This is a genomic window from Paenibacillus turicensis (assembly GCF_017873435.1).
GTDB classification, from domain to species: Bacteria; Bacillota; Bacilli; order Paenibacillales; family Paenibacillaceae; genus Fontibacillus; species Fontibacillus turicensis.
On record NZ_JAGGKG010000006.1, the window covers coordinates 122302 to 145167 of the forward strand.

A 22866-nucleotide genomic window follows, 5' to 3' on the forward strand; every position below is an offset into this window, starting at 1 on the left:
TCCTAATTTATTAAATTCTAGCTTATAGCTAAGACTGCTCCTAAATAAATTAAAATGAATAAAGACTAATTGCTTCAAGCAAGCTATCGAGTGTAGCTTCCTTAGGTATAAGTGTAACCTCGATTCCAAGGTCACGTGCAGTTTGGGCTGTAACCTCACCAATACACGCAATTGGAATACCTTCGATGGCTTGGATTGGATTCTCAATGCCCATATTGATTAATGCCTGCATAAAGTTTTTCACAGTGGATGAGCTAGTAAAGGTAATGATATCAATTTGGCGTTGTTCAAGCGCGTGGAGTAAGGCAGGGTCATGATGACGGACAGGGATCGTTTCATACATCATAATTTCGGTCACATGAAGTCCCATTTCCACTAAAACCTCGTGTAGCCAAGGTCGTGCCAGATTGCCACGTGGTAGTAAAACCTGTTGCCCTGACTGTAGCTCATTGGCAAACTTAGCTATTAGGCCCTCTGCCTGAAATACTTCCGGCAATGCTTGAGTCTCTATGCCATGCGTTCTTAATGCCGCGTCCGTAGCAGGCCCAACAGCAACAACCTTCGCCTTATTCAAATGACTAGTCTCCAGTTTCAGTGTGTTCATCCGATCAAAAAAATACTCCACACCTGTCACGCTAGTAAAAAAAATCCAATCAAATTGCTCAAGCTGCTGCAATACTTCATTTCCATAATCAATATCCGATACTTGCCTAGGAGGTATAGTTTCAATCACCGAAAAAATATAAGGGTGTCCTTGCATTTCCTTTATTTTGTGTGCAAATTGACTTGCTCCTGTTCGTGATCTTGTTACCAATACGGTTTTACCAGCTAAACCTGCCATCCATTTCACTCCCTAGCTTCAGCCAAAATTTCACCTGCACCTTCAGAAATTAATTTCCATGCAAGCTGTTCGCCAAGCTTAATTGGATCATTGCCAATCATACTTTCCTTTAGAATTTTACGGCCATCCGCATAACCAACCATACCCGTAAGTTCAATTTTTTTATCATCAAGTAGTGTCGCATAGGCACCGATTGGAATTTGACAGCCCCCATTTAATTCACTTAGAAACTTGCGCTCAGCAGATACCGTTTGTGAGGTTATATTATCGTTGTATAAAGCCAATAGCTGCCTTACCTCTACATCATCCTCACGGCACTCTATACCTAAAGCGCCTTGACCAACTGCGGGCAAGCATAGCTCTACTGGTAAATAAGAAGAAGCTTTTTGTCCCCATCCCATTCGATTGAGTCCTGCAGAAGCCAACACGATGGCATCGAAGCCCTCTGTTTCTAATTTCCGAATTCTAGAGTCAATATTGCCACGAATCGATTGAATATTTAAATCCGGCCGATAGCTCAGTAATTGACTGCTACGTCTTAGACTGCTTGTCCCTACAACGGCACCCTCTGGCAATTCATCCAAGCTTAATCCTGTAGCTGAAATTAATACATCTCTTGGATCCTCACGGCGTGGCACTGCACCTGTCGTTAACCCCTCTGGCAACATGGAAGGCATGTCCTTCATACTGTGCACAGCAAAATCAATTTCGCCATCTAACATCGCTTGTTCAATTTCCTTAACAAATAAACCTTTACCACCCACCTTAGATAAGGTTACATCTAAAATGCGATCCCCTTTGGTAATAATTTTTTTAATTTCAAAATCAAAGGCAAGTCCATGTTTCTGACATAGTGTTTTTAAGTCTGATATGACTTGATTTGTTTGTGTTAAAGCTAACTGACTTTGTCTCGTTCCAACTACAATGGTCCTGTTCATATATGTCCTCCTCAAAATCAGGTTGATTATAGCATAGAAGCCCTGATCCCATGTGTCAAAAACACGATTAGGCTCAGGGCATTTAATTTAAAGATGATATATTATTATCACATTGATATCAGCGTCAGCACAGGTTCAGCTTCGTGAGTTTCATTGATTGATTGCTCAACTGATGACTCCTCTAAGTCCCCCAATTGATCCTCAAGCGCAAAAATTTGTGAAAACAATTTAATTGCTTCAGCCCCATCTACTTCCCCAGCCATCTCCTTAATGCGATGAATCGGGTCATGCATCATTTGATTTACAATGCTTTTAGTTAAGCGACGAATCATTGCTTGCTGACGTTGATCTAGTTCAGGCAGCTTATTAAAGAGACTTTGCATCGTGCTTTCATGAATCGAAGCCGATTTTTGTCTTAATGCATGGATCATTGGTTGTACCTCTAACGTACCCACCCATTCTTGGAATTCTACAATCTCAGCTTCAATCATCGTTTCGATTTTTAAAGCTTCAAGGCGACGTATATCCATATTACTTTCTACAATACCTTCAAGATCATCAATATCATATAAAAATACGTGCTCTAGCTCGCCAATAGCAGGATCAATATCCCTTGGCACTGCAATATCAACAATAAATAAAGGACGATTCGTTCTGTCGCCCATTTTGTGCGCAACCTCTGAGGCAGTAAGGACGTATCCTTCTGACCCTGTAGAGCTAATTAAAATATCTATTTGATCAAGACCTGCAATAGCTTGCTGCATCGTACAGGCGGTCCCATTAAATTGCCTTGCTAATTCCTGTGCACGCGCATAGGTTCGATTGGCAACTAACACCTTTTTAGCTCCCCCACCGCTTAAATGTTTAACGGTCAGCTCACTCATTTTGCCAGCACCTAAAATTAACACAACCTTATCTTCAAATCCACCAAAAATCCGTTTGCCAAGCTCCACTGCTGCATAGCTGACAGAAACAGCATTTTCACCAATCGCGGTTTCAGCATGTGCACGTTTCCCTAAAGTAATTGCTTGTTTAAACAAGCGATTAAACCAAGTCCCTGTCGCCTTCTGCTCTTGTGCTAACAAAAAGGCTTTACGAACTTGACCTAATATTTGAGTTTCCCCTAACACCATAGAGTCTAGTCCACAAGTAACTGAAAATAAATGGGCGATCGCCGCTTCATCTTGGTGAACATAAATATAGGAACTAAATTCCTCTCGCGGTATACCAAACCACTGCTCTAAAAACCCTTTTATATAATGTCCACTCATATAAGGCTTATCAACAACAACATAGATTTCAGTTCGGTTGCAGGTAGCTATTATAACGCCTTCCAATACACTTTTCATGTGCTTCAACTCTTCGAGTGCTCCTGGAAGTTCACTTTCCACAAAAGAGAAACGTTCTCTTACTTCAACCGGAGCCGTCCGATAGTTCAACCCCATTACCATAACGTGCATTGCAAGTTCACCTACCTGTGTAGTTTAGAATATCATTAATTTGATGCATTCAATTAAAATCTATTGTTAAGTATATCACATAGAAAGTCGAAACTTTTGAACTTTACTTGACAGTTTGTTGAAGTTTTATGAACAAAGTCAAAATCTAACTTACGTTTGGAGCATGGAGGGCTACGTTTTGCAGGATGTTTCGATCGCTCTTAAAATTGGATTGCAGGAATTAGTTCTACGGTAGCAATCCAATTTTTAAATGCGAACGCTGGCGCTTCTCCACATTCCTGCAAAACTCCGCTGGCGCATGCTTTCTAACCGTCGTTGAGGCTTTTGAGTTATGTATAGGTGAGGGGCGTATATGAAAAAACCTTGAATTTTTGAATATTCAAGGTTTTAGTGTATGATGATTTGCCTATTTTGGTAACCATCTAACTATGAAATTTCATGAAGCTTAATAATGAAGCTAAAACTTTTAGCATTTTCAGCAACTTCGTTGACTTCAAATGCTTCTATAGCTTCTACCTCTTTAAAGGCTCTACTTCTTGCATTTTTTTCTCAGACTTCATTGGAATCTGACTCAACAGGAGGCGTAACTAAATCCTCTTCCTTATCTAGCTCCGCGACCTCGCTAATATATCCCCATAGCTCCTCACGGCCGATACCCGCTTCAGAGGAAAACATAATAAATTTATCCTCTGGGGTCATGCCCAATTCCTGTTTAATGATTTTGACATGCTTAGCATGACGGGAGCGTGGAATTTTATCTGCTTTGGTTGCCACAACCATGACAGGCATATCATAATGCTTTAGCCAATCATACATAAGGATATCGTCCTTAGATGGTGGATGACGAAGATCAACAATTAACATAATTAAACGTAACGACTCACGTTCAAGTATATATTGCTCGATCATCTTTCCCCATACTTGGCGTAGCGTTTTTGAAACCTTCGCATAACCATAACCCGGAAAATCAACAAAATATAATTGCTCATTAATACGATAGTAGTTCAAATGCTGTGTTTTACCAGGGGTAGAGCTTGTTCGAGCCAAATTTTTACGATTGATCATTCGGTTGATTAGTGAAGACTTCCCTACGTTGGAGCGCCCTGCCAGCGCAATCTCTGGCAAGGCATCATCTGGATATTGATCAGGCCCAACAGCACTAATCACAAATTCTGCATTTTTTATTTTCATTTCATAATCCTCTCTAACTACATCAGGCGCGTGTTAATGTTACTTTTCACATTTTACATTACAACGACTAAAAAAAATACAACTACTACGAAATAAGCAGGTACTGCAAGTAATCAAGCTTAATAAATAAGCTAAACAGGCTTAACCAACGCGTGCTCTAACACCTGATCCATATGTGAAACAGGTACAAATTGTACACTTTCTTTGATGCTATCAGGAATCTCACCTAGATCACGTTCATTATCTATGGGCAACAGGATCTTTTTATAGCCTGCACGATGTGCTGCAAGTGATTTTTCCTTCAAACCACCAATAGGTAATACCCGTCCACGTAATGTTATTTCCCCTGTCATCGCCACTTGACTGGACACTGGGCGTCCAGATAAAGCAGAGATTAAAGCGGTAGCAATCGTAATCCCTGCAGATGGGCCATCCTTTGGAATTGCTCCCTCAGGAATATGAATATGGATATCATTTTTTTCATGGAAATCAGGATCTATGCCTAGCTCTACTGCTTTTGAGCGCGTATAGCTAAATGCGGCTTGTGCCGATTCCTTCATGACATCGCCAAGCTTACCTGTCAATATAAGCTTACCACTGCCTGGAACGACGGTGACTTCAATATTTAATGTTTCTCCACCTACTTCAGTCCAAGCGAGACCTGTAACTAAGCCTACTTGATCCTCCTGCTCAGCCATACCGTAACGGAACTTAGCTACGCCTAAAAAGTCTTTTAAGTTATCGACGTTTACCTCAACCTGCTCTGATTCCTTGGCTACAATACTTTTTGCTGCTTTTCTACAAATCGAGGCAACCTGTTGCTCCAGATTACGGACACCAGATTCTCGTGTATATTCACGAATGACTTGAAGTAAAGCTTCCTTGTCAACATGTAGCTGCTCAGCGGTCAAGCCATGCTCACGAATTTGCTTCGGCAACAAATAACGTAATCCTATCTCTAGCTTCTCAAGCTCAGTATAACCAGGAATATACAGCATCTCCATCCGATCCAGCAATGGACGAGGGATGTTATGCACAGCATTCGCTGTCGTTACAAACATGACGTGTGATAAGTCAAATGGCACTTCTACAAAATGATCGCTAAACGTATTATTTTGCTCTGGATCAAGCACCTCTAGCAAAGCTGAAGCGGGATCGCCACGAAAATCAGAAGCCATTTTATCAATCTCATCTAATAAAAAGACGGGATTACGTGTACCTGCCGTTTTCATACCTTGGATAATACGGCCTGGCATCGCTCCAACGTAAGTACGGCGATGTCCTCTAATTTCAGCCTCGTCACGAACACCACCTAATGAAATACGCACAAATTTGCGATTCAAAGAAGTAGCGATCGAACGTGCAAGCGAAGTTTTACCCACTCCTGGTGGACCAACTAAACATAAAATTGGGCCTTTTAGCTTTTCAACTAAATGTTGAACCGCTAAATATTCAAGCACTCTCTCCTTAGGTTTATCTAGTCCATAATGATCGTCATTCAAAATTTGTTCGGCTTTTACAAGATCAAGATCGTCATCACTTGTTTCTGACCAAGGCAAAGCCAACAGCCAATCTAAGTAGTTGCGAATAATGCCGCCCTCTGCGGAGCTAGCTGGCATTTTTTCAAGGCGGTCGATTTCCTTTTCGACCTTTTCCTTTACCGATTCAGGAAGCTGCTTGGCTTCTAGCTGCTGTTTTAGCTCTTCAATTTCACCAGCTCGACCTTCCTTTTCACCAAGCTCCTTTTGAATGGCTTTCATTTGCTCCCGCAAATAATATTCCTTTTGCGTTTTTTCCATCTGTTTTTTTACACGTTGACTAATTTTACGTTCAAGCTCTAACACTTCACGTTCATTATTTAAAATATCAAGTAACTTTTCGAGACGTTTGCGCACATCAATCGTTTCTAATATTTCTTGTTTGTCCTTGATTTTTAAAGACAAATGACTCGTAATAACATCAGCAAGTCTACCTGGCTCATCAATGTCAGAGACAGCCGCAAGCGTCTCAGGTGTTATTTTTTTAGATAAATTTATATAATGTTCAAACTGCGCAAGCACTGTACGCATCAATGCGTCAATTTCTGGGTCATCACTTTCCTCTTCAGGTCTTTCCTCTGCTAAAACTTCATAAAATTCTTCATTATCCAAAAACTTCACGATTTCGGCACGTTCCATACCTTCAACTAATACACGAATCGTTCCATTTGGGAGCTTCAACATTTGACGTACCTTTACAACTGTACCAACGGAAAAAATGTCCTCCTCGGTTGGTTCTTCAATGTTCACTTCAGATTGAGAACACAGGAGAATCAGATTATCATCAACCATCGCTTTTTCCAATGCCTTGACTGATTTTTCTCTGCCTACATCCAAATGCAATACCATACTTGGATATACAAGCAGACCTCTCAATGGCAACAAAGGAAAACGACGGCCTTTCGATTTATGGGGTCCCATCGCTTTCGCACCTCCAAACGTTCTCGTTAAATATCATTCCTATTTTAGCAAATGTTACATGAAAACACCAATGAGAAGCGGTTGCCCTTTTCAAGACAACCGCCCTTTATTCAATATTTTGCTCGATGTGTTGGTTTTGCTTGCAAAAAAGAAGCAGGTGGTGGAGCAAAAGCATCCTCCACAGCTTTCAGGTCTAAGCTATTATCCCGCTGAGAACCAAATACTTGCTCGAACACCTCTGTTACTGTTTCTACAGGAATAACTTGTAAGCCCTCAAGTCCCTCGAAAAGACTTTGCCAGTTATCCTTTGGAATTAAGACTGTTGTTGCACCTGCTTGGAACGCTGCCTCAACTTTTGCGACAACCCCGCCAACAGGCTTTACCTTACCATGAATGCCTACTTCACCAGTCATTGCGATTTGATGATCTACCTTAATCCCGCGGATTGCGGAGGTCACCGCAGTGGCAATCGCGATTCCAGCAGAAGGGCCATCAATGGGTGTGCCACCAGGAAAGTTAATATGAATATCGTACCCTGAAACTTGAATACCCATTCGTTTAAGTACCGTTAATACGTTTTCGATGGAGCCTCTCGCCATACTTTTACGTCTTAACGTTCTGCCCCCTCCACCCATTTCTTCTTCATCCACAACGCCAGTAATTGTAAAGCTTCCTTTGCCTTTAGCAACTGGAACCGCCGTCGCTTCAATTTCAAGCAAGGTTCCCATATTAGGTCCATATACGGCTAGCCCATTCACTACACCGATCTCAGAATGCTCTGGGATTTTTCGGTCAGGTCTTGGAGATAATTGGCTACTTGTAGCTACCCACTCTAAATCACTAGCCAATAAATGATTTCGTGACTCAGTAAGTGCTAGCCCTACTGCAAGCTGAACCATATTTACAGCCTCACGTCCATTGGTAGCAAACTTCTTAATGACCTCTACCGCCTCTTCACAAGGTGGGAAGCCAATCCGTTTGATGGCGTCCTCTGCAATTTGGGCAACCTCCTCCTGCAATAAAGGACGGAAATAAATCTCCATACAACGGGATCGTAATGCTGGCGGAATATCCTGTGAAGAACGGGTGGTTGCGCCAACTAGCCGAAAATCCGCAGGTAAGCCATTTTGAAAAATATCGTGAATATATGCAGGGATGTTCGAATCCTCTGAGCTATAATAAGCACTTTCTAGATATACTTTACGATCCTCAAGCACCTTTAACAATTTATTCATCTGTATCGGGTGTAATTCTCCAATTTCATCAATAAACAAAATACCGCCGTGTGCTTTGGTTACAGCACCAGGCTTAGGCTGTGGAATACCGGCAACCCCCATCGCACCTGCACCTTGATAAATCGGATCATGAACAGAACCAATTAAAGGATCGGCAATCCCTCGTTCATCAAATCTAGCTACGGTTGCATCAATTTCTGTAAATTTAGCCTCACTTTTAAACGGCGAGGATGGATTTTTTTTCGCTTCCTCCATAACTACTCTAGCTGCTGCTGTCTTTCCGACACCTGGAGGACCATAAATAATAACGTGCTGAGGATTGGCACTACATAAAGCCGCCTTTAAAGCTCTAAGTCCATCCTTTTGCCCTACAATATCCTTCATCGTCGCAGGTCTAGTGCGTTCTGATAAAGGTTTTGTTAAAGAAATGGCGCGCATTTTACGAAGCTTTTCCATTTCCTTTTTCGATTCGCGATCTACCGTTTTACGTGTGCCTTTCTGATTACGAAGCTGTGTCCAAAAATATAAACCGATAATCACCGCAAAAAATAACTGCACCACAATAAGCAGTAAATTAATATTTGCCATCTTCAGTCCCTCCCACATTAGCTGATAATGGATAGTATTACCTGAACCTCGCCTCATAAAACGTAAATGGTAGAAAAATTAATGGTTAACAATGCATGAAGATGGAAGCTACGATACAGAGGGTTTCTTCGATCGTTGTTGAAATCGGATTTCAAAGACGAACATTACATTTCTCCAAAATCCCTCTGTCCCTCCGCAAGTTAGTTGATTGTCAACCATCAATTTAAATAAATAACCAAATAATCAAAAAAACTCCCCCAATTGCATTAAAATTGGTGGGAGTTTTTTAGTTATTTAATGTTCAATAGCTCAAACTTGAAATCAGTACTTGACCACCAACCTAAGTTAGCGAAGAGACAGAGAGATTCTGAAGGTTGTCTCTTAAAATCAAATTCCACCCATAAATATACTTCAATACAAGGAATATGATTTTAACAACAATCGCAAGAACTCTCTGGATCGTAGCTACCACACTCTAGTAGTGGTCAGGTACTGATTCAATTCGACTTAAAAGCCCGCAAATAAAGCAAGTTTTTCACAATAATATCACCTTGCCACCAAACTTTAGCAACAGGCCAATGTTCCTCATAACCTTGCCAATCCCATACAACAGACCAAGTGCCATCCTCATTTTGTTGCTTTAATATAAACTTTGTCTCATATTGGGCAAGCTCTTTAATGACAGGATAAAAGCTACTATTTGGTGATTTAATCAAATTGGACGGTTTGCAAACGTAGTTAGTTTCCCATTGTGCAGTATCTGCCGTTACTGCACCCACAATCTCTTGCTCAAGCTTGTCCTTTAATGCTGTAAGATCAAAATATTTGTTATTAATCCCTACTGCTGTACAATATTCAAACAAGCCAATGTAACAGCTTATCACGTGCATTTCGATTGGCTCCTGCTGGGCTAAAAAATGGGCGACTGCTTCTTGCGCAATTTTTGCTCCAAGCTGGTATAGCTCACTATCTGAATCAGCATAAGCTAAAATAAAACCTGCAAAATATGCCGTTGGATTATACCCAATCGCTTCCGCGCTTTGCTCATCCGCAGTCCACCATGGTGCATGGGGATAATCATTATTCGTAGGTATCGCGTTCGCCCAGCAATGTCCATTAAAGTCACTGCCACTCGCTAAATATTTCAAAATACCTTGAATAATAGGGTGAGAAGACTCTGTATATCCAATTTCCTTTAAAAGCTCCATGGCCGTCCATGTCTGAATGGGTGCTGACTGGGGGTTCCAGCTATCCGCTTCTAGAGCATGTCCAAATCCACCATCCTCATTTTGGTACATGGCAAGTGCATCTAGAACAGCCTGCTGGCTCCCATTCTCAAAATGAAACTGATATCTCGCAAAATCAACAGGTCTAGCATTACGATACATCCATGTTCTTGTTTCTTTATTGATCATATCCAAGGAAAGCACATCCTTTTTTATATTTTTTTCTTTCTGGTAGTTGTTGATTGATAGTAACATTGAAGCATTGTTTATGATTTTAATTATATGATCGATTGTATAAACAAGGATTGTAAAAAAGCGACATGAGCCTTTATTTTCTTTGCCAAGCATATTCCTTTGCTTCTGACACTGTCATGGTATGAAACCTTTTAAAATCGTTTAACATATGCGCTTGATCTGTATAGCCATATTTATGAACCAAATCCTGAATGTTTACATGAGGCTGGCGTAGAAGTTCACTCCACAGATTTTGGTAACGAATTAGACTTGCAAGTTTTTTAGGTGGCATGCCAATATGTATTTTAAACAACCGTTCTAGCTGACGTGGGCTTATACTTGTATACTGGGATAAATCAGCCATTTGGATATTCCCCATACTTTTTAGCATTGTATAAACTGCATTCATCACATTTATATTTACTCGATTTAAATTCAGCTCTTCTAACAAAAAGAGTTCCGCTTGCTCAGCTCGCTTCATTAAATCTGGAAACAACCACACCATACGTTCTAGCTTCGCAGTAAGTGTAGAGAAGTAGTGTTCACTATTACAAAATATATTAGAGACGTTCTTCATATCGTTTGAAGAAAATAAAGGAACTGCCCACGCATAAAAACGAATAGCAAAGGTTGAAATGATGTCTGTCGTAGCCTCAGCTTGGCTTACAAACGGTTGATCGTTAATTCCACAGAATACAGATTGAACTCCATTTTTTGAATAATTCACATTTATAATGATATCCATACAAGTATCAGGTGTAACTAAGCTTCGATCTGTAAAATTGATGTTAGTTGTCTGAGAGCCCCAAAAGCAGCGAATATAGGGCTTTAAAGCATCGCTAGGAACGATTTCCGTATATGTAGCATCAAATGAAAGAGGATTAGCCGTCAAAGGCATGTACATTTTATGTAGATCATTTTTTAGGCTCATCACATTTCTCCCCTTCCACTTTTATTGTATCTTTATCTCAATCCTTAACATACATACATTTTAGGACTCTATAAAAAAAGCCACAACTGATAAAATCAGTATGCGGCTTGTATTTTGTATTACATGTATAACTTACTGGCTTAAAACATACGGCCAAAATATGATTTATTAAATAACCTAATTATGATGGCTGATTCGCATTATGATGTTCTTTACGACCTGGAATTTCTCCAGTTGCCTCATAAACCTCAACAATATGATCGATTTCCTTCTTAAGCTCTGACAGCAATTCAGCTTCAGGCACTTTGCGGATCATTTTTCCGTAGCGGAATAATAATCCTTCGCCTCTTGCACCTGCAATCCCAATATCCGCTTCTCTTGCTTCACCAGGACCATTTACAGCACATCCAAGGACAGAAACCTTAATTGGTACTTTAAGCTTAGAAATGTATTCCTCAACCTCATTAGCTAATGAAAATAAATCGATATCTAAACGACCACAAGTTGGACAGGACACCAATGTCGCTGCATTTGTTATCAATCCAAACGTTTTGAGAAGCTCGCGAGCCACCTTTACTTCCTCGACAGGATCAGCACTTAAAGAAATCCGTAGTGTAGATCCAATGCCCATTGTTAGGAGCGCACCGATTCCTGCTGCACTTTTCACTGTTCCTGTAAACAGTGTACCTGCTTCTGTAATCCCAAGGTGCAGTGGGTAAGGGATGACTTCCGCAGCTTTAGAATAGGCAGCAATCGCCATCGGTACATCTGACGCTTTTAACGAAACGATAATATCATGGAAATCAAGATCTTCTAAAATTTTAATATGATAAAGCGCACTTTCAACCATCGCTTCAGGTGTAGGATAACCGTATTTTTCAAGTAAATGATTTTCTAACGAACCTGCATTTACACCAATACGAATTGGAATGTTACGTTCTTTACATGCCTTCACTACAGCTTCAACACGTTCACGCTTCCCGATGTTACCAGGGTTAATGCGTACCTTATCAATGCCATTTTCAATCGCCAACAATGCTAGCTTGTAATTGAAATGAATGTCCGCAACAAGTGGAATGTTAATTCTTTTTTTGATTTCTTTAATTGCAGCTGCCGCTTCTTCATTATTGACAGTTACGCGCACAAGTTGACAACCGGCTTCTTCTAACCGCAAAATTTCAGCTACAGTTGCTTCCACATCTGCAGTTTTGGTTGTACACATACTCTGAATGATCACTTCATTGCTGCCACCAATTGTTAAGTTTCCCACTTTAACTGGTCGTGTATCTTGTCTCAAAAATGTCATGTCAGATCTCCCCCTAACACCAAATCTCCACCCTTGCAAATCATACTTTCCTTTGCAAAAGTGGAGAATGGATTTAAAGTGTGCAGTTATTTTAAATTATGCACTCTCTTCTTGTTTCTTTGATTTATTTGGTTTATTTGAACCAAGTTCTGGCACTATTTTTTCTTCAACAACCTTTTGCGTAATGACGCAATCCGTAACATCCTCACGTGAAGGCACCTCATACATCACATCAAGCATAATGCCTTCAATGATCGCCCGCAAACCACGTGCACCGGTATTACGCTTAATCGCTTCTCTTGCAATCGCCTCAAGCGCTTGTGGTTCAAATTCTAGTGTCACATTATCAAGCTCTAAAAGCTTCTGATATTGTTTTACTAATGCATTTTTAGGCTCATGCAAAATACGTACCAGTGTCTCTTCATCCAATGGATCTAACGTAGAAATCACAGGTAGACGACCCACAAACTCAGGAATCAACCCAAATTTCACTAAGTCTTCAGGAAGCACCTTGGAGAGATATTCACCTGGCTTTAATTCCTTTTGGCTGTCTGTTGCTGCATTAAAGCCTATCACCTTTTTACCAACACGACGTTTAATCATTTGCTCTAGACCATCAAATGCTCCGCCACAGATAAATAAAATATTGGTCGTGTCAATTTGAATGAACTCTTGGTGCGGGTGCTTACGCCCCCCCTGAGGAGGTACGGATGCAACCGTTCCTTCTAAGATTTTCAGCAAAGCTTGCTGAACCCCTTCACCTGAAACATCACGTGTGATCGAAGGGTTTTCAGATTTACGAGCAACCTTATCAATCTCATCAATATAGATGATACCACGCTCTGCTTTTTCTACATCATAATCCGCAGCTTGGATGAGCTTTAATAAAATATTTTCAACATCCTCACCCACATAACCCGCTTCGGTTAAGGAGGTAGCATCTGCAATCGCAAACGGTACATTTAAAATCTTAGCCATCGTTTGAACTATCCATGTTTTACCAGAACCTGTAGGTCCAAGCAACAGGATGTTACTCTTTTGCAGCTCGACATCTTCAATTTTGCTTCCTGTATTGACACGTTTATAGTGATTATACACTGCAACGGATAATGCCTTCTTCGCTTGATCTTGACCAATAACATATTGATCTAGAATATCGCGAATTTCTTTTGGTTTAGGAATTTCTTTTAAATCAAGATCTTCCTCATGCCCTAATTCCTCTTCAACGATTTCTGAGCAAAGCTCAATACATTCATCACATATATAAACACCAGGACCCGCAACAAGCTTACGTACCTGATCTTGAGATTTGCCACAGAAGGAACACTTTAACTGCCCTTTTTCATCGTTAAACTTAAACATATATACACCCCTTTATGAATTGATCGGCTTCTCAATCACCTGATCGATGATTCCATAATTTTTAGCCTCTTCCGCACTCATGAAAAAGTCGCGGTCTGTATCACGTTGAATTTTTTCAAGGGGTTGACCCGTTCTTTCAACATAGATTCCATTCAAAATTTCTCTTGTTCTAATAATCCAATCCGTGTGGATTTTAATATCAGACGCTTGCCCACGTACACCACCAAGCGGCTGGTGAATCATAACTTCACTGTTAGGAAGCGCAAAGCGTTTGCCAGGTGCACCTGCTGTCAGCAAAAGCGACCCCATACTAGCAGCCATTCCAACACAAATTGTAGAGACATCAGGACCGATATATTGCATTGTATCATAAATAGCCATTCCAGCTGTAACAGAACCGCCAGGTGAATTAATATATAGGTGAATGTCCTTCTTAGGATCTTCGGCTGTTAAAAAAAGGAGTTGCGCTACCACTAGGTTAGCAACCTCATCATCAATTGGACCACTTAAGAAAATAATTCTGTCAGCAAGTAGTCTAGAATATATATCGTAGGATCGTTCTCCTCTATTTGTTTGTTCTACAACCATAGGGATTAGACTCATAGGTTCAACCTCTTTTCCTTATCAATATATGCACTTATCATTATTTTATCATGTTCACACACGCATGTCATTTTTAAAGCGACTTCAATTAAAAAATGCCATGCGGTTAATTTAGCTGGAAATATATGTAATGTGGTGGATAGAAATCAAGGCACGCAAACAATTCTACGTGCCTTAGATGTAATCCTTCTGTGAAAGCTGTCTTATTCTGCTGGAGTTTCTTCTTTTACTTCTTCTTTTTTAGCATATTTTGCTTCATATTCGTCAGCAGCAATTTCTTTGCTGTTTTCAACTAAGAATTTAATTGCTTTACGAAGTTGAACATCTTCGTTCAAGCTTCCTAATGAACCGTTAGAAGCCAAGATTTGACGAATTTCTTCTGGAGAACGTTTGTAAGCTTCAGCCATATCAGAAACTTCTTTGTCAATTTCCTCTTGTGTTGCTTCGATGCCTTCTGTTTTAGCAATTTGCTCTAACACAAGGTTGTTGCGAACGCGTTTTTGAGCATCACCCTTCATTTGATCTTGAAGATCTTCTAATGTTTGTCCAGAGAAGTTCAAGAACATATCCAAGCTCATACCTTGAGCATGAAGACGATTGTCGAAGTCGCGAACCATATTTTTGATTTCGCCTTGTACCATTGCTTCAGGAATTTCTACCTCAGCATTTTCTCCAACACGATCTACAACGATACCTTCACGAGCAGCTAATGCTTCTTTTTCTTTACGGTCAGCGATTTGTTTTTTCAAATCTTCTTTAAACTCGTCCAATGTATCGAATTCACTTACATCTTTAGCAAACTCATCGTCAAGTGCAGGAAGTTGTTTGCGTTTGATTTCGTGAAGTTTTACTTTGAAGGTTGCTTCTTTACCAGCTAAGTTTTCAGCATGATAAGTTTCAGGGAAAGTAACGACAACATCTTTAAAGTCGCCTGTAGCTAAACCTACAACTTGATCTTCAAAGCCAGGGATAAAGGAGTTGCTTCCTAGTTCAAGAGAATAACGCTCTGCTTTACCGCCTTCAAATTGTTCGCCATCTACATATCCGTCAAAGTCAATGACAACAGTATCGCCATTTACAGCAGCTTCGTCGTCAATCACAACAAGCTCTGCATGACGTTGCTGTAAGCGCTCAAGCTCACTTGTTAATTCTTCGTCAGTTACTTCGCTGTTTACAGCAGGAACTTCGATCCCTTTGTAATCGCCAAGTGTTACTTCTGGCTTAACAGTTACTTTAGCTTTGAATTTAAAAGACTCACCCTTAGCAAATTGCTCGATGTCAACATCTGGACGATCTACTGGGAAAATATCTTGTTGTTCGATTGCTTCTGAGTAAACTTCAGGTAACAAAATATCAATTGCATCTTGGTACAAGCTTTCTACACCAAAACGAGATTCAAAAATGGACCGAGGTACTTTACCTTTACGGAATCCTGGTACGTTAACCTTTTTAGCCACTTTTTGAAATGCTTTATCAAGTGCAGCAGCTACGCGATCTGCTTCTACTTCAACTTCAAGAACACCAAGGTTCTTCTCTATTTTTTCCCATGTTGCTTTCATTTTATGCTTTCCCCTCCAAATTTCACTATATACTTAATATACTGAACCCAAAATCGCGATCAAGCAGCTATCAAGGTTACAGTATAGCTGACTTCATTACACGATAAGAATAACCACTATATTATAAACAACAACCAATGTTTTTACAAGAGCAAGGCAAATTGCTTAATTTAGCCTTATCTTATTTTTAAAGACTAATTCCTAAAGCTACAAATTGTTCAATTGCTCGACAGGCCTGTTCAAAGCGTAATCGAAAATGATCTGTAATACCGTATTGAACTCTAATTTCCTCATCTTGCTTATTCCCGTCTGGCAGGTGCTTAGACACAACCGCATGTAGGGCTCCCGCCCATATATCCAATTCCGTATCGTCTTCTTTCAAAATCGTCTTATAATTTACAGTTCCATAGATACTCATGATAAATTGGTACCATAGCTCCTGGGCAAAATAAAATAACGTTGGATTATGAATTGCAGCTTGCTCCTCAACCCGCTCTAACACAGCTTGAATTGGATAAGGAAATAGATTGGTTTTCAATGGAACATCCTTGAACTGAATTTCTACGTTTTCCTTGCCACGCTTTACATAGAAACTTTCTTTATTCCCTCTTCTCGCCAATATTTGGATGACCCTAAACTGTAGTAAAGGATGTAATTCTTCATTGGAAATCCAATTTAATAGTGCATCATCAATTTGGGGTAAATCAACAAAAGCAAGCTGCTCTAATGCTAGTAAGCTACGCTCCGACATCGGTTGATTAATAACTGTATCCAGCAGTTTTTCACCATAATTAGGGTCTTCATGTAGTTTCTGTTCAATATGCTTTCTGACAAACAGTTCCTCATCCTCAGTTTCCTCTTGCATTTGATTAGACTCGGACTGGGGAAATGCACTCATCAACCATTCTAGTAAAGATTGCCATTCTTCATAGTGCTTTGGATCTTGTCCTTCACAGGAAAGCAAAAAAGACAGAAGATCCATAGCTTCGCTATAACGTTCTGTTTCTAGCATCCGTGTCAATTCAATTTGATAATAATCTAACGTTTTAGGAAACAAAACGACCTGATTTTTTTTATCCGATTGGCTGATGTGAGCACCTCCTTATCCTATGATCATCATATATAATCATGTTTTTATGCTTATGGCTCAATCTTGAAATCAGTGTTTGACAAACACTCAAATTTTTATTAATCAATTCTAGATTATAGCATAGACTTTATTCAAGGTGATAATACGTATAAATTAGTTCAAAATCAATTCTTCATTTTTCCCTTGCATATGAGTCGTCCATATGATATAGTATGTTTTGCGCGAAAAAAACGTGATTTTAATATGTCCCAGTAGCTCAGCTGGATAGAGCAACGGCCTTCTAAGCCGTCGGTCAGGGGTTCGAATCCCTTCTGGGACGTTAAAAGAGACTCTCCTTATTAGGAGAGTTTTTGCGTATTCCAGAAGGTGATGATGAACCCCCTCGTTCGTCGGAGCATAAATGCCTATCTTTTTATATAATAAATTGGGGTATAATACATTCAAAGATTATTCTATATAGTCAGACTTCCAAGCATTCAAGCATTTCAAACCTTATTAAGTCATCTCAATTGCTTACATTAGGAGGATGTTGAATGAAAGTAGGAGAAGTATGCTTATTAACGAGTGATGTTATTACATTATCAAATTTCTATAAACAGTTGTTTAATATCGACAACGGTAGCAATGATGATGTTCATCAATTTATTATATCAGAGGAAACAACATTAACTGTTTATAATGATGGAAAAGAGCGAAAAAGTAACCCCCACAAGATTTGTATCGCGTTTACAGTTGAAGATGTTGATGTTGAGTTTGAGAGATTAAAAGTATTAGGTGTCAAGATTATTGAACCTCCTACTTTAAGACCGTGGGGTGCTAAAAACATGAGTTTTTTAGATCCTGATCATAATTTAATTACTTTTAGGTCGTTTCCTAAACAGTAAGCATATGAGTATATGTTGGAATTCTACTACCATTACACTAAAACTCTCCTTCTGGGGAGTTTTTTCGGCTGTTTTGAATCAAGGAATCAATCTTTAGCACAACAATTGCTTTTAGGATATTTTTCAAGTTAACCGTAAATAATAGCTCCAATATGTTATATGTTATCGTTTCTTTTATAACAAATTTCTCTTTTAGAAAGGGCTAGTATGACTAAAAAAATTGTTACACTTTTACTCGGCTTCATCATGCTTACTAACCTTATACATACAACCACATATGCAGCTCCCTCCCCTGATCCATGGGTACAAAATAAGTCAATGTGGTGTTGGGCGTCTGCGGTAAAAATGGTGGCTTTAAATTATCATCCATTCATGCTTCCAGCAGACTACAAGCCATACAATCAGCAAAACGGCATTCGAATACAATATTCAGCCTATAATGAAACTACAAAGAAATACACGGTTGACCCCGTTCAAGAATACATTGTGCATACGTTTGCTACTAAAGAAATTCAACAAAGTGGACATGATAATGTAGGTGGAAATGGGAAAAACAAAATGACAGCTTTATCTGCGTTAACCGGTGCGGAGGTCAAATCCTTTGGGGATTGGCAGAGGAATTTATTTAAAAGCAGTTCAACTAGGCAAAAATATATCGACGACCAGTTAGCTAATAACAAGTGGGTAATCGCAGATGCGTTTTCATTATCAAGAAAAGCACATTCCTATGTCATTACAAATAAAAATCCTGACAACTCTTATACGATGTACGATCCATGGAGTGGTAAATATTTAACCAAATCCGCAAATGAGTGGTTTGAGCATGGCTTTAAAGCAGAGGCATTAAATAATGAAACTGCCATTGTTACGATGGTTATTTATTTTGAATCGTAAACAAGTACATGAGGAATAACTCCTTTGTACTTGTTTTTTCTTTTATTTGTTAATTAAAAGCTGATAAATTTAACTATTGCAAATGTATGAGCAGTTAAATATAATATCATTACAAGAACATACTCAAAGTTGAGTATTCGGAGGTGAGTATACACTGACTCGATTGCTGGTATTAGGAATTCTCGAGCATGGGCCTATGTCAGGTTACGATATTGGGCAGACATTGCTAATGACAGATGCTGAGCGCTGGAGTGGTGTTTTAATCGGTTCTATCTATCACGCTCTAAAAAAGATGGAGCAAGAAGGTCATATTAAGATTGCTAGTATCGAACAGACGGGGCATCGCCAAAAAGCAATATATGAAATTACAGACCAAGGTAGGGCATATTTAAAAAGTTTAGTTTCTGAGACGATAACAGGAAGTAACGTCGCTTATCCTTCTTCGTTATATGCTGCTTTATCGTTTTATCAGCAGTTGCCTCGGGAAGAATGTATCCAGGCTTTAGAAAATCATAAAAATACACTGAAACAAGAATTTGAAGCTATGAAGCATGGTTTAGAGGCTAAAAACAAAGCGATGAACAATAACGTCCCTCCCATGGTACATCTCATGATGGATCATATGCTTAATGTGATCTCACAGCAACAAAGCTTCGTACAAAAAGCAATTGATTTATTGGACTCGGAAAATTAACGCTTCTCCCTCTGAATGATTTAGGGGGAGAAAAAAATAAACCAATATTCAAATTTGAATATACAAAATAGAATAAAGTGAATAAGGGGTGTTTACATGAATAAGTTAATTGATTCAAATGATTTAATTCAAGTAAATAAGCTGTACAAATCTTTCAAAGGGCGCGAGGTTGTTAAAGGAATCAGCTTCACCATTAAACAAGGAGAAGTTGTTGCATTAATTGGTACTAACGGTGCTGGTAAATCCACAACCTTAGCGTTGCTGTTAGGTATCATTCAGCCCGACTCTGGCTCGATCACAACTTGGAGAGAGAATTTCCAAGCATATGTTGGGGTTCAGCTACAATCCACACCTTTTTTCGAGGGATATACAGCAGAGGAGAATTTAGCATTATTTGCAGCTATGTATCATGTTAAGTTGTCTAAAGAGGATATTCGTAACACACTAGAGCTATGTAATCTGCTAGAAGCTAGAAAAACCCCTGCAATTGCATTATCAGGTGGACAACAGAAACGCCTTGCGATTGCCGTTACCACCTTGCACAATCCAGAGTTGATTGTATTAGATGAACCTGCCGCAGGACTTGATCCCAGAGCGCGTCATGAGATTAGAGCTTTAATTAGAGATTTAGCATCAAATCAGAGTACTGTTATATTTTCCTCTCATGATATGGAGGAGGTAGCACGTATTGCAGATCGAATCATTCTCATGCACGAGGGGAAAATTGTGGCAGAAGGGGAACCTCATGTTTTAGTGGAGCAGTACAATGTGGATCATTTAGAAGCGCTATATCTTCAATTAACGGAACCAAGCTTTAATCATGACAATCAAACTGCAAAAAAACTATTAAATTAGAGGAGGCAATCTGGATGAACACAGTATTTAAGCTTACTTTAAAATCAGCACTTCGTGATCCATATTTATTATTTTGGTCTATTTTATTACCGATTGGTGCTACCGCTGGCTTATCGCTATATATTCAAACACCTGCTTACACTCAGGTAATTTTAACAGGCATGATGGCAGTCAGCATTTTATTTTATTGTTTAATGACCACCTCCTATACCGTATTAGGACATCGCCGTAGAGGGGTTTACAATTTACTTCGTGTAACTCCAATGACGTTATTTAGCTATATTTTTAGTATCTCAAGTGCTTGGACACTCATTTCAGTAGCTTGTGGACTTATGTTAGTTGCGACTGGCGTGTATTGGCTTGGAATCCAATTATCTTTCCTCTCTATCCTCATGCTTGTTCCAATGATGATAATCGGTGCAATTGGATATGTATTTTTCAGCTTTTGTATCTCAGCGATAAGTAAAACCGAGGGGAATATTAGTATAATTACAAATATTTTAACACTCCCACTTATGCTTTGTAGCAGCGCTTTTTATTCCTTAAATGGTGCCCCATTATGGATACAAAAAATAAGCCACTACAATCCATTCCAATGGTTTGTAAATGGCTTACGAAGTTCGTTATCTTTAGATTGGCAATCCTATTTTACGAGCTTGTTATTGTTGTGTCTCTGCTGTGTTGTCGCCTTAGTTCTTTCAATTATTACATTTAAATATAGAGAAAGTTAATTCCTTCAGTTAGGCAATCCCTTTCTGAATTACTTTACAGGATTGTGATAACTTCATTTTTTCTTCTTCATTGAGGTGTAGTTCAATAATTTCTTTAATGCCGCCTTCACCTATAATTGCTGGCACACCTACACACACATTGTTCCACCCATATTCTCCATCTAAAATTGCCGATACCGCAATGATACGATGCTCGTCATTTAAGATGGAACGTGTAATATAAGCAAGGGCATTCCCGATGCCAAATTGAGTGTTCCCTTTTTTCGTAAAAATCTCCCATCCTGCATCCTTCGTTTTTTGTGCAATCTCGTCTAAATTCACATGACTAAATCGATCTTTGTGCTGCTCGAGGATATGCAGGAGGGGCTTACCACCAATCGTCACATGAGACCAAGCAACAAACTGTGATTCTCCATGTTCTCCAAGTGCATAACCATGGACACTACGGGGATCAATTGAAAACAGTTCAGATAATAACGTTTTTAGGCGGGAGGTATCAATCGAAGTCCCCGTACCGATAACACGATGACGAGGGAACCCAGATATCTCTTTTACAATATACGTCACAACATCAACAGGATTAGAGGCGACTACAAATATTCCGTCAAAACCACCTGACATTATTTTTCGAACTAGATCTTCTGTGATCATTCTTGCATCCTCAAGCAAGTCCATACGTGTCTGACCTGGCTTTGGATTCGCACCGGCTGTAATAATGACAACGTCCATATCACGGCAATCCTCTAGGCGACCTGCTGAAACTTTAGTTCTAGTAGAGGTAAAATCCATACAATGAGACAAATCTAATGCTTGTGCAACGGCGCGTTCGTATGTGCGATCAATCATCATAATTTCATCACAAATCGCTTGATTAATCATGGCATAGGCACAACCTGCACCCACAATTCCCGCACCTACAATGGCAACCTTTCTCGTCGTTTTCCCCAATGCTATCTCCACCTTCCATTTTTCAATCGTGAACTTAGCCCATCCATTAAATGTATCTTTATTATAAGTATATGTTAGATATTGTGTCATCGACTTACAATTCCATATTTATTTTTATCATTTTCAATTTATAAATGCAATAAAAAATTCAAATAAGAACATTTCATGTTAGATTATATAACAATTAATTTATATACTTAAAATTATTTATGATTTTAAAGCTACCTGACGATGATAAATATAACTTGAATTTTTTACTACATCTTGGAGGTCATTCACGTGACAACAAAACGTAAAGTACCTTTTCGCTATTCTATGACACCTCCTGTGCCTTGCAAGCTTCAAATAATAGGTATCAACGGAGCATTTGTAGCTAGTAAACCCGCGGACGTACAAATGATCGATATTAATAAGGCAGGCTGTCGTATTCATTCGGTCTTAGATTTAAAAGCTAACCTTTATCAAATTTTGGTCAACATACATATTGAATTAAATCATACCTCCTACATATTTAAAGGAGAGATTAAATGGCAAAAAGCTCTAGACAATGAAGCATTAAGTTATGGAATTGAATTTTTAATTTCTGAGGAGCTGCAGGAGAAAATCCAGATTGAGTTGCGGAAATTAGCGGCTGAACGCAAAATTGTGGTGCTGTAAATATAATGAGGTATGAGATGGGACACTTAGGTATGGACATTTATTGAAATTACGTTATAATCTTACACAACTATATTAGGAAAATGTATTATAACGTTAAGCCATACATTTTGTATCCCCATGCACAGAGAAGAAGCCCTTGGCTGAAAGGCTTCACATCGGAAGCAAAAGTGTCCTACT

20 protein-coding genes and 1 tRNA gene are annotated in these 22866 nt (G+C 39.3%); 7 read left to right on the forward strand and 14 right to left on the reverse strand.

Translation table 11 applies throughout. The features are described from left to right. Positions 1-49: 49 nt before the first annotated feature. The 13 genes from J2Z32_RS08145 to J2Z32_RS08205 all read right to left on the reverse strand — a co-directional run bounded on the left by J2Z32_RS08145 (position 50) and on the right by J2Z32_RS08205 (position 16945). Entirely contained in the window at positions 50-841 is a 792-nt protein-coding gene (locus tag J2Z32_RS08145) for a uroporphyrinogen-III synthase (protein WP_210088663.1), read from the reverse strand. 5 nt (positions 842-846) lie between these two features. After that, complete coding sequence (gene hemC / locus J2Z32_RS08150; protein ID WP_210088664.1) at positions 847-1779, reverse strand: hydroxymethylbilane synthase; 933 nt, start codon at positions 1777-1779, stop codon at positions 847-849. A 107-nt stretch (positions 1780-1886) separates the two neighbouring features. Next, on the reverse strand, positions 1887-3239 hold the full coding sequence (hemA, locus tag J2Z32_RS08155) for a glutamyl-tRNA reductase (RefSeq protein WP_210088665.1): 1353 nt from the start codon (positions 3237-3239) through the stop codon (positions 1887-1889). 549 nt (positions 3240-3788) lie between these two features. Further along, the gene (gene yihA, locus J2Z32_RS08160; RefSeq protein WP_210088666.1) at positions 3789-4430 is read right to left on the reverse strand and encodes a ribosome biogenesis GTP-binding protein YihA/YsxC; all 642 of its coding nucleotides are present in this window, start codon (positions 4428-4430) and stop codon (positions 3789-3791) included. Between the two features lie 131 nt (positions 4431-4561). Further along, positions 4562-6889: an endopeptidase La gene (gene lon, locus J2Z32_RS08165; RefSeq protein WP_210088667.1), complete on the reverse strand. Its 2328-nt coding sequence runs from the start codon at positions 6887-6889 to the stop codon at positions 4562-4564. 110 nt (positions 6890-6999) lie between these two features. Beyond that, positions 7000-8712, reverse strand: coding sequence for an ATP-dependent protease LonB (gene lonB / locus J2Z32_RS08170; protein ID WP_210088668.1), 1713 nt, complete (start codon positions 8710-8712; stop codon positions 7000-7002). Positions 8713-9209: 497 nt separating this feature from the next. Then, positions 9210-10133, reverse strand: coding sequence for a hypothetical protein (locus J2Z32_RS08175; RefSeq protein ID WP_210088669.1), 924 nt, complete (start codon positions 10131-10133; stop codon positions 9210-9212). Positions 10134-10266: 133 nt separating this feature from the next. Continuing rightward, positions 10267-11103, reverse strand: a complete 837-nt coding sequence (locus tag J2Z32_RS08180; protein ID WP_210088670.1) for a helix-turn-helix domain-containing protein — start codon at positions 11101-11103, stop codon at positions 10267-10269. Positions 11104-11284: 181 nt separating this feature from the next. After that, the gene (ispG, locus tag J2Z32_RS08185; protein ID WP_210088671.1) at positions 11285-12409 is read right to left on the reverse strand and encodes a flavodoxin-dependent (E)-4-hydroxy-3-methylbut-2-enyl-diphosphate synthase; all 1125 of its coding nucleotides are present in this window, start codon (positions 12407-12409) and stop codon (positions 11285-11287) included. Positions 12410-12505: 96 nt separating this feature from the next. After that, positions 12506-13771: an ATP-dependent protease ATP-binding subunit ClpX gene (clpX, locus tag J2Z32_RS08190; RefSeq protein ID WP_210088672.1), complete on the reverse strand. Its 1266-nt coding sequence runs from the start codon at positions 13769-13771 to the stop codon at positions 12506-12508. 12 nt (positions 13772-13783) lie between these two features. After that, on the reverse strand, positions 13784-14374 hold the full coding sequence (gene clpP, locus J2Z32_RS08195) for an ATP-dependent Clp endopeptidase proteolytic subunit ClpP (RefSeq protein WP_210088673.1): 591 nt from the start codon (positions 14372-14374) through the stop codon (positions 13784-13786). Positions 14375-14577: 203 nt separating this feature from the next. Further along, the gene (tig, locus tag J2Z32_RS08200; protein WP_210088674.1) at positions 14578-15933 is read right to left on the reverse strand and encodes a trigger factor; all 1356 of its coding nucleotides are present in this window, start codon (positions 15931-15933) and stop codon (positions 14578-14580) included. A 187-nt stretch (positions 15934-16120) separates the two neighbouring features. Then, positions 16121-16945, reverse strand: coding sequence for a hypothetical protein (locus J2Z32_RS08205; RefSeq protein ID WP_245251303.1), 825 nt, complete (start codon positions 16943-16945; stop codon positions 16121-16123). 323 nt (positions 16946-17268) lie between these two features. Between J2Z32_RS08205 and J2Z32_RS08210 the strand changes: the two genes are divergently transcribed. The 6 genes from J2Z32_RS08210 (at position 17269) to J2Z32_RS08235 (ending at position 21081) form a co-directional block, all read left to right on the forward strand. Next, positions 17269-17342: transfer RNA gene (locus J2Z32_RS08210), tRNA-Arg, on the forward strand. Positions 17343-17556: 214 nt separating this feature from the next. Beyond that, positions 17557-17907, forward strand: coding sequence for a VOC family protein (locus J2Z32_RS08215; RefSeq protein ID WP_210088676.1), 351 nt, complete (start codon positions 17557-17559; stop codon positions 17905-17907). A 207-nt stretch (positions 17908-18114) separates the two neighbouring features. Continuing rightward, positions 18115-18801, forward strand: a complete 687-nt coding sequence (locus J2Z32_RS08220) for a hypothetical protein (protein ID WP_210088677.1) — start codon at positions 18115-18117, stop codon at positions 18799-18801. 163 nt (positions 18802-18964) lie between these two features. Continuing rightward, positions 18965-19495, forward strand: coding sequence for a PadR family transcriptional regulator (locus J2Z32_RS08225; RefSeq protein WP_280921116.1), 531 nt, complete (start codon positions 18965-18967; stop codon positions 19493-19495). Between the two features lie 96 nt (positions 19496-19591). Continuing rightward, positions 19592-20350: an ABC transporter ATP-binding protein gene (locus J2Z32_RS08230; RefSeq protein ID WP_210088678.1), complete on the forward strand. Its 759-nt coding sequence runs from the start codon at positions 19592-19594 to the stop codon at positions 20348-20350. 14 nt (positions 20351-20364) lie between these two features. Next, on the forward strand, positions 20365-21081 hold the full coding sequence (locus J2Z32_RS08235) for an ABC transporter permease (RefSeq protein ID WP_210088679.1): 717 nt from the start codon (positions 20365-20367) through the stop codon (positions 21079-21081). Between the two features lie 9 nt (positions 21082-21090). On the opposite strand, the gene J2Z32_RS08240 is transcribed toward J2Z32_RS08235, so the two are convergent. Further along, a complete protein-coding gene (locus J2Z32_RS08240; RefSeq protein WP_245251326.1) occupies positions 21091-22029 on the reverse strand; it encodes an L-lactate dehydrogenase in 939 nt (312 codons plus the stop codon). A 279-nt stretch (positions 22030-22308) separates the two neighbouring features. On the opposite strand from J2Z32_RS08240, the gene J2Z32_RS08245 reads away from it, so the two are divergent. After that, a complete protein-coding gene (locus tag J2Z32_RS08245) occupies positions 22309-22686 on the forward strand; it encodes a PilZ domain-containing protein (protein WP_210088681.1) in 378 nt (125 codons plus the stop codon). Positions 22687-22866 lie beyond the last annotated feature (180 nt).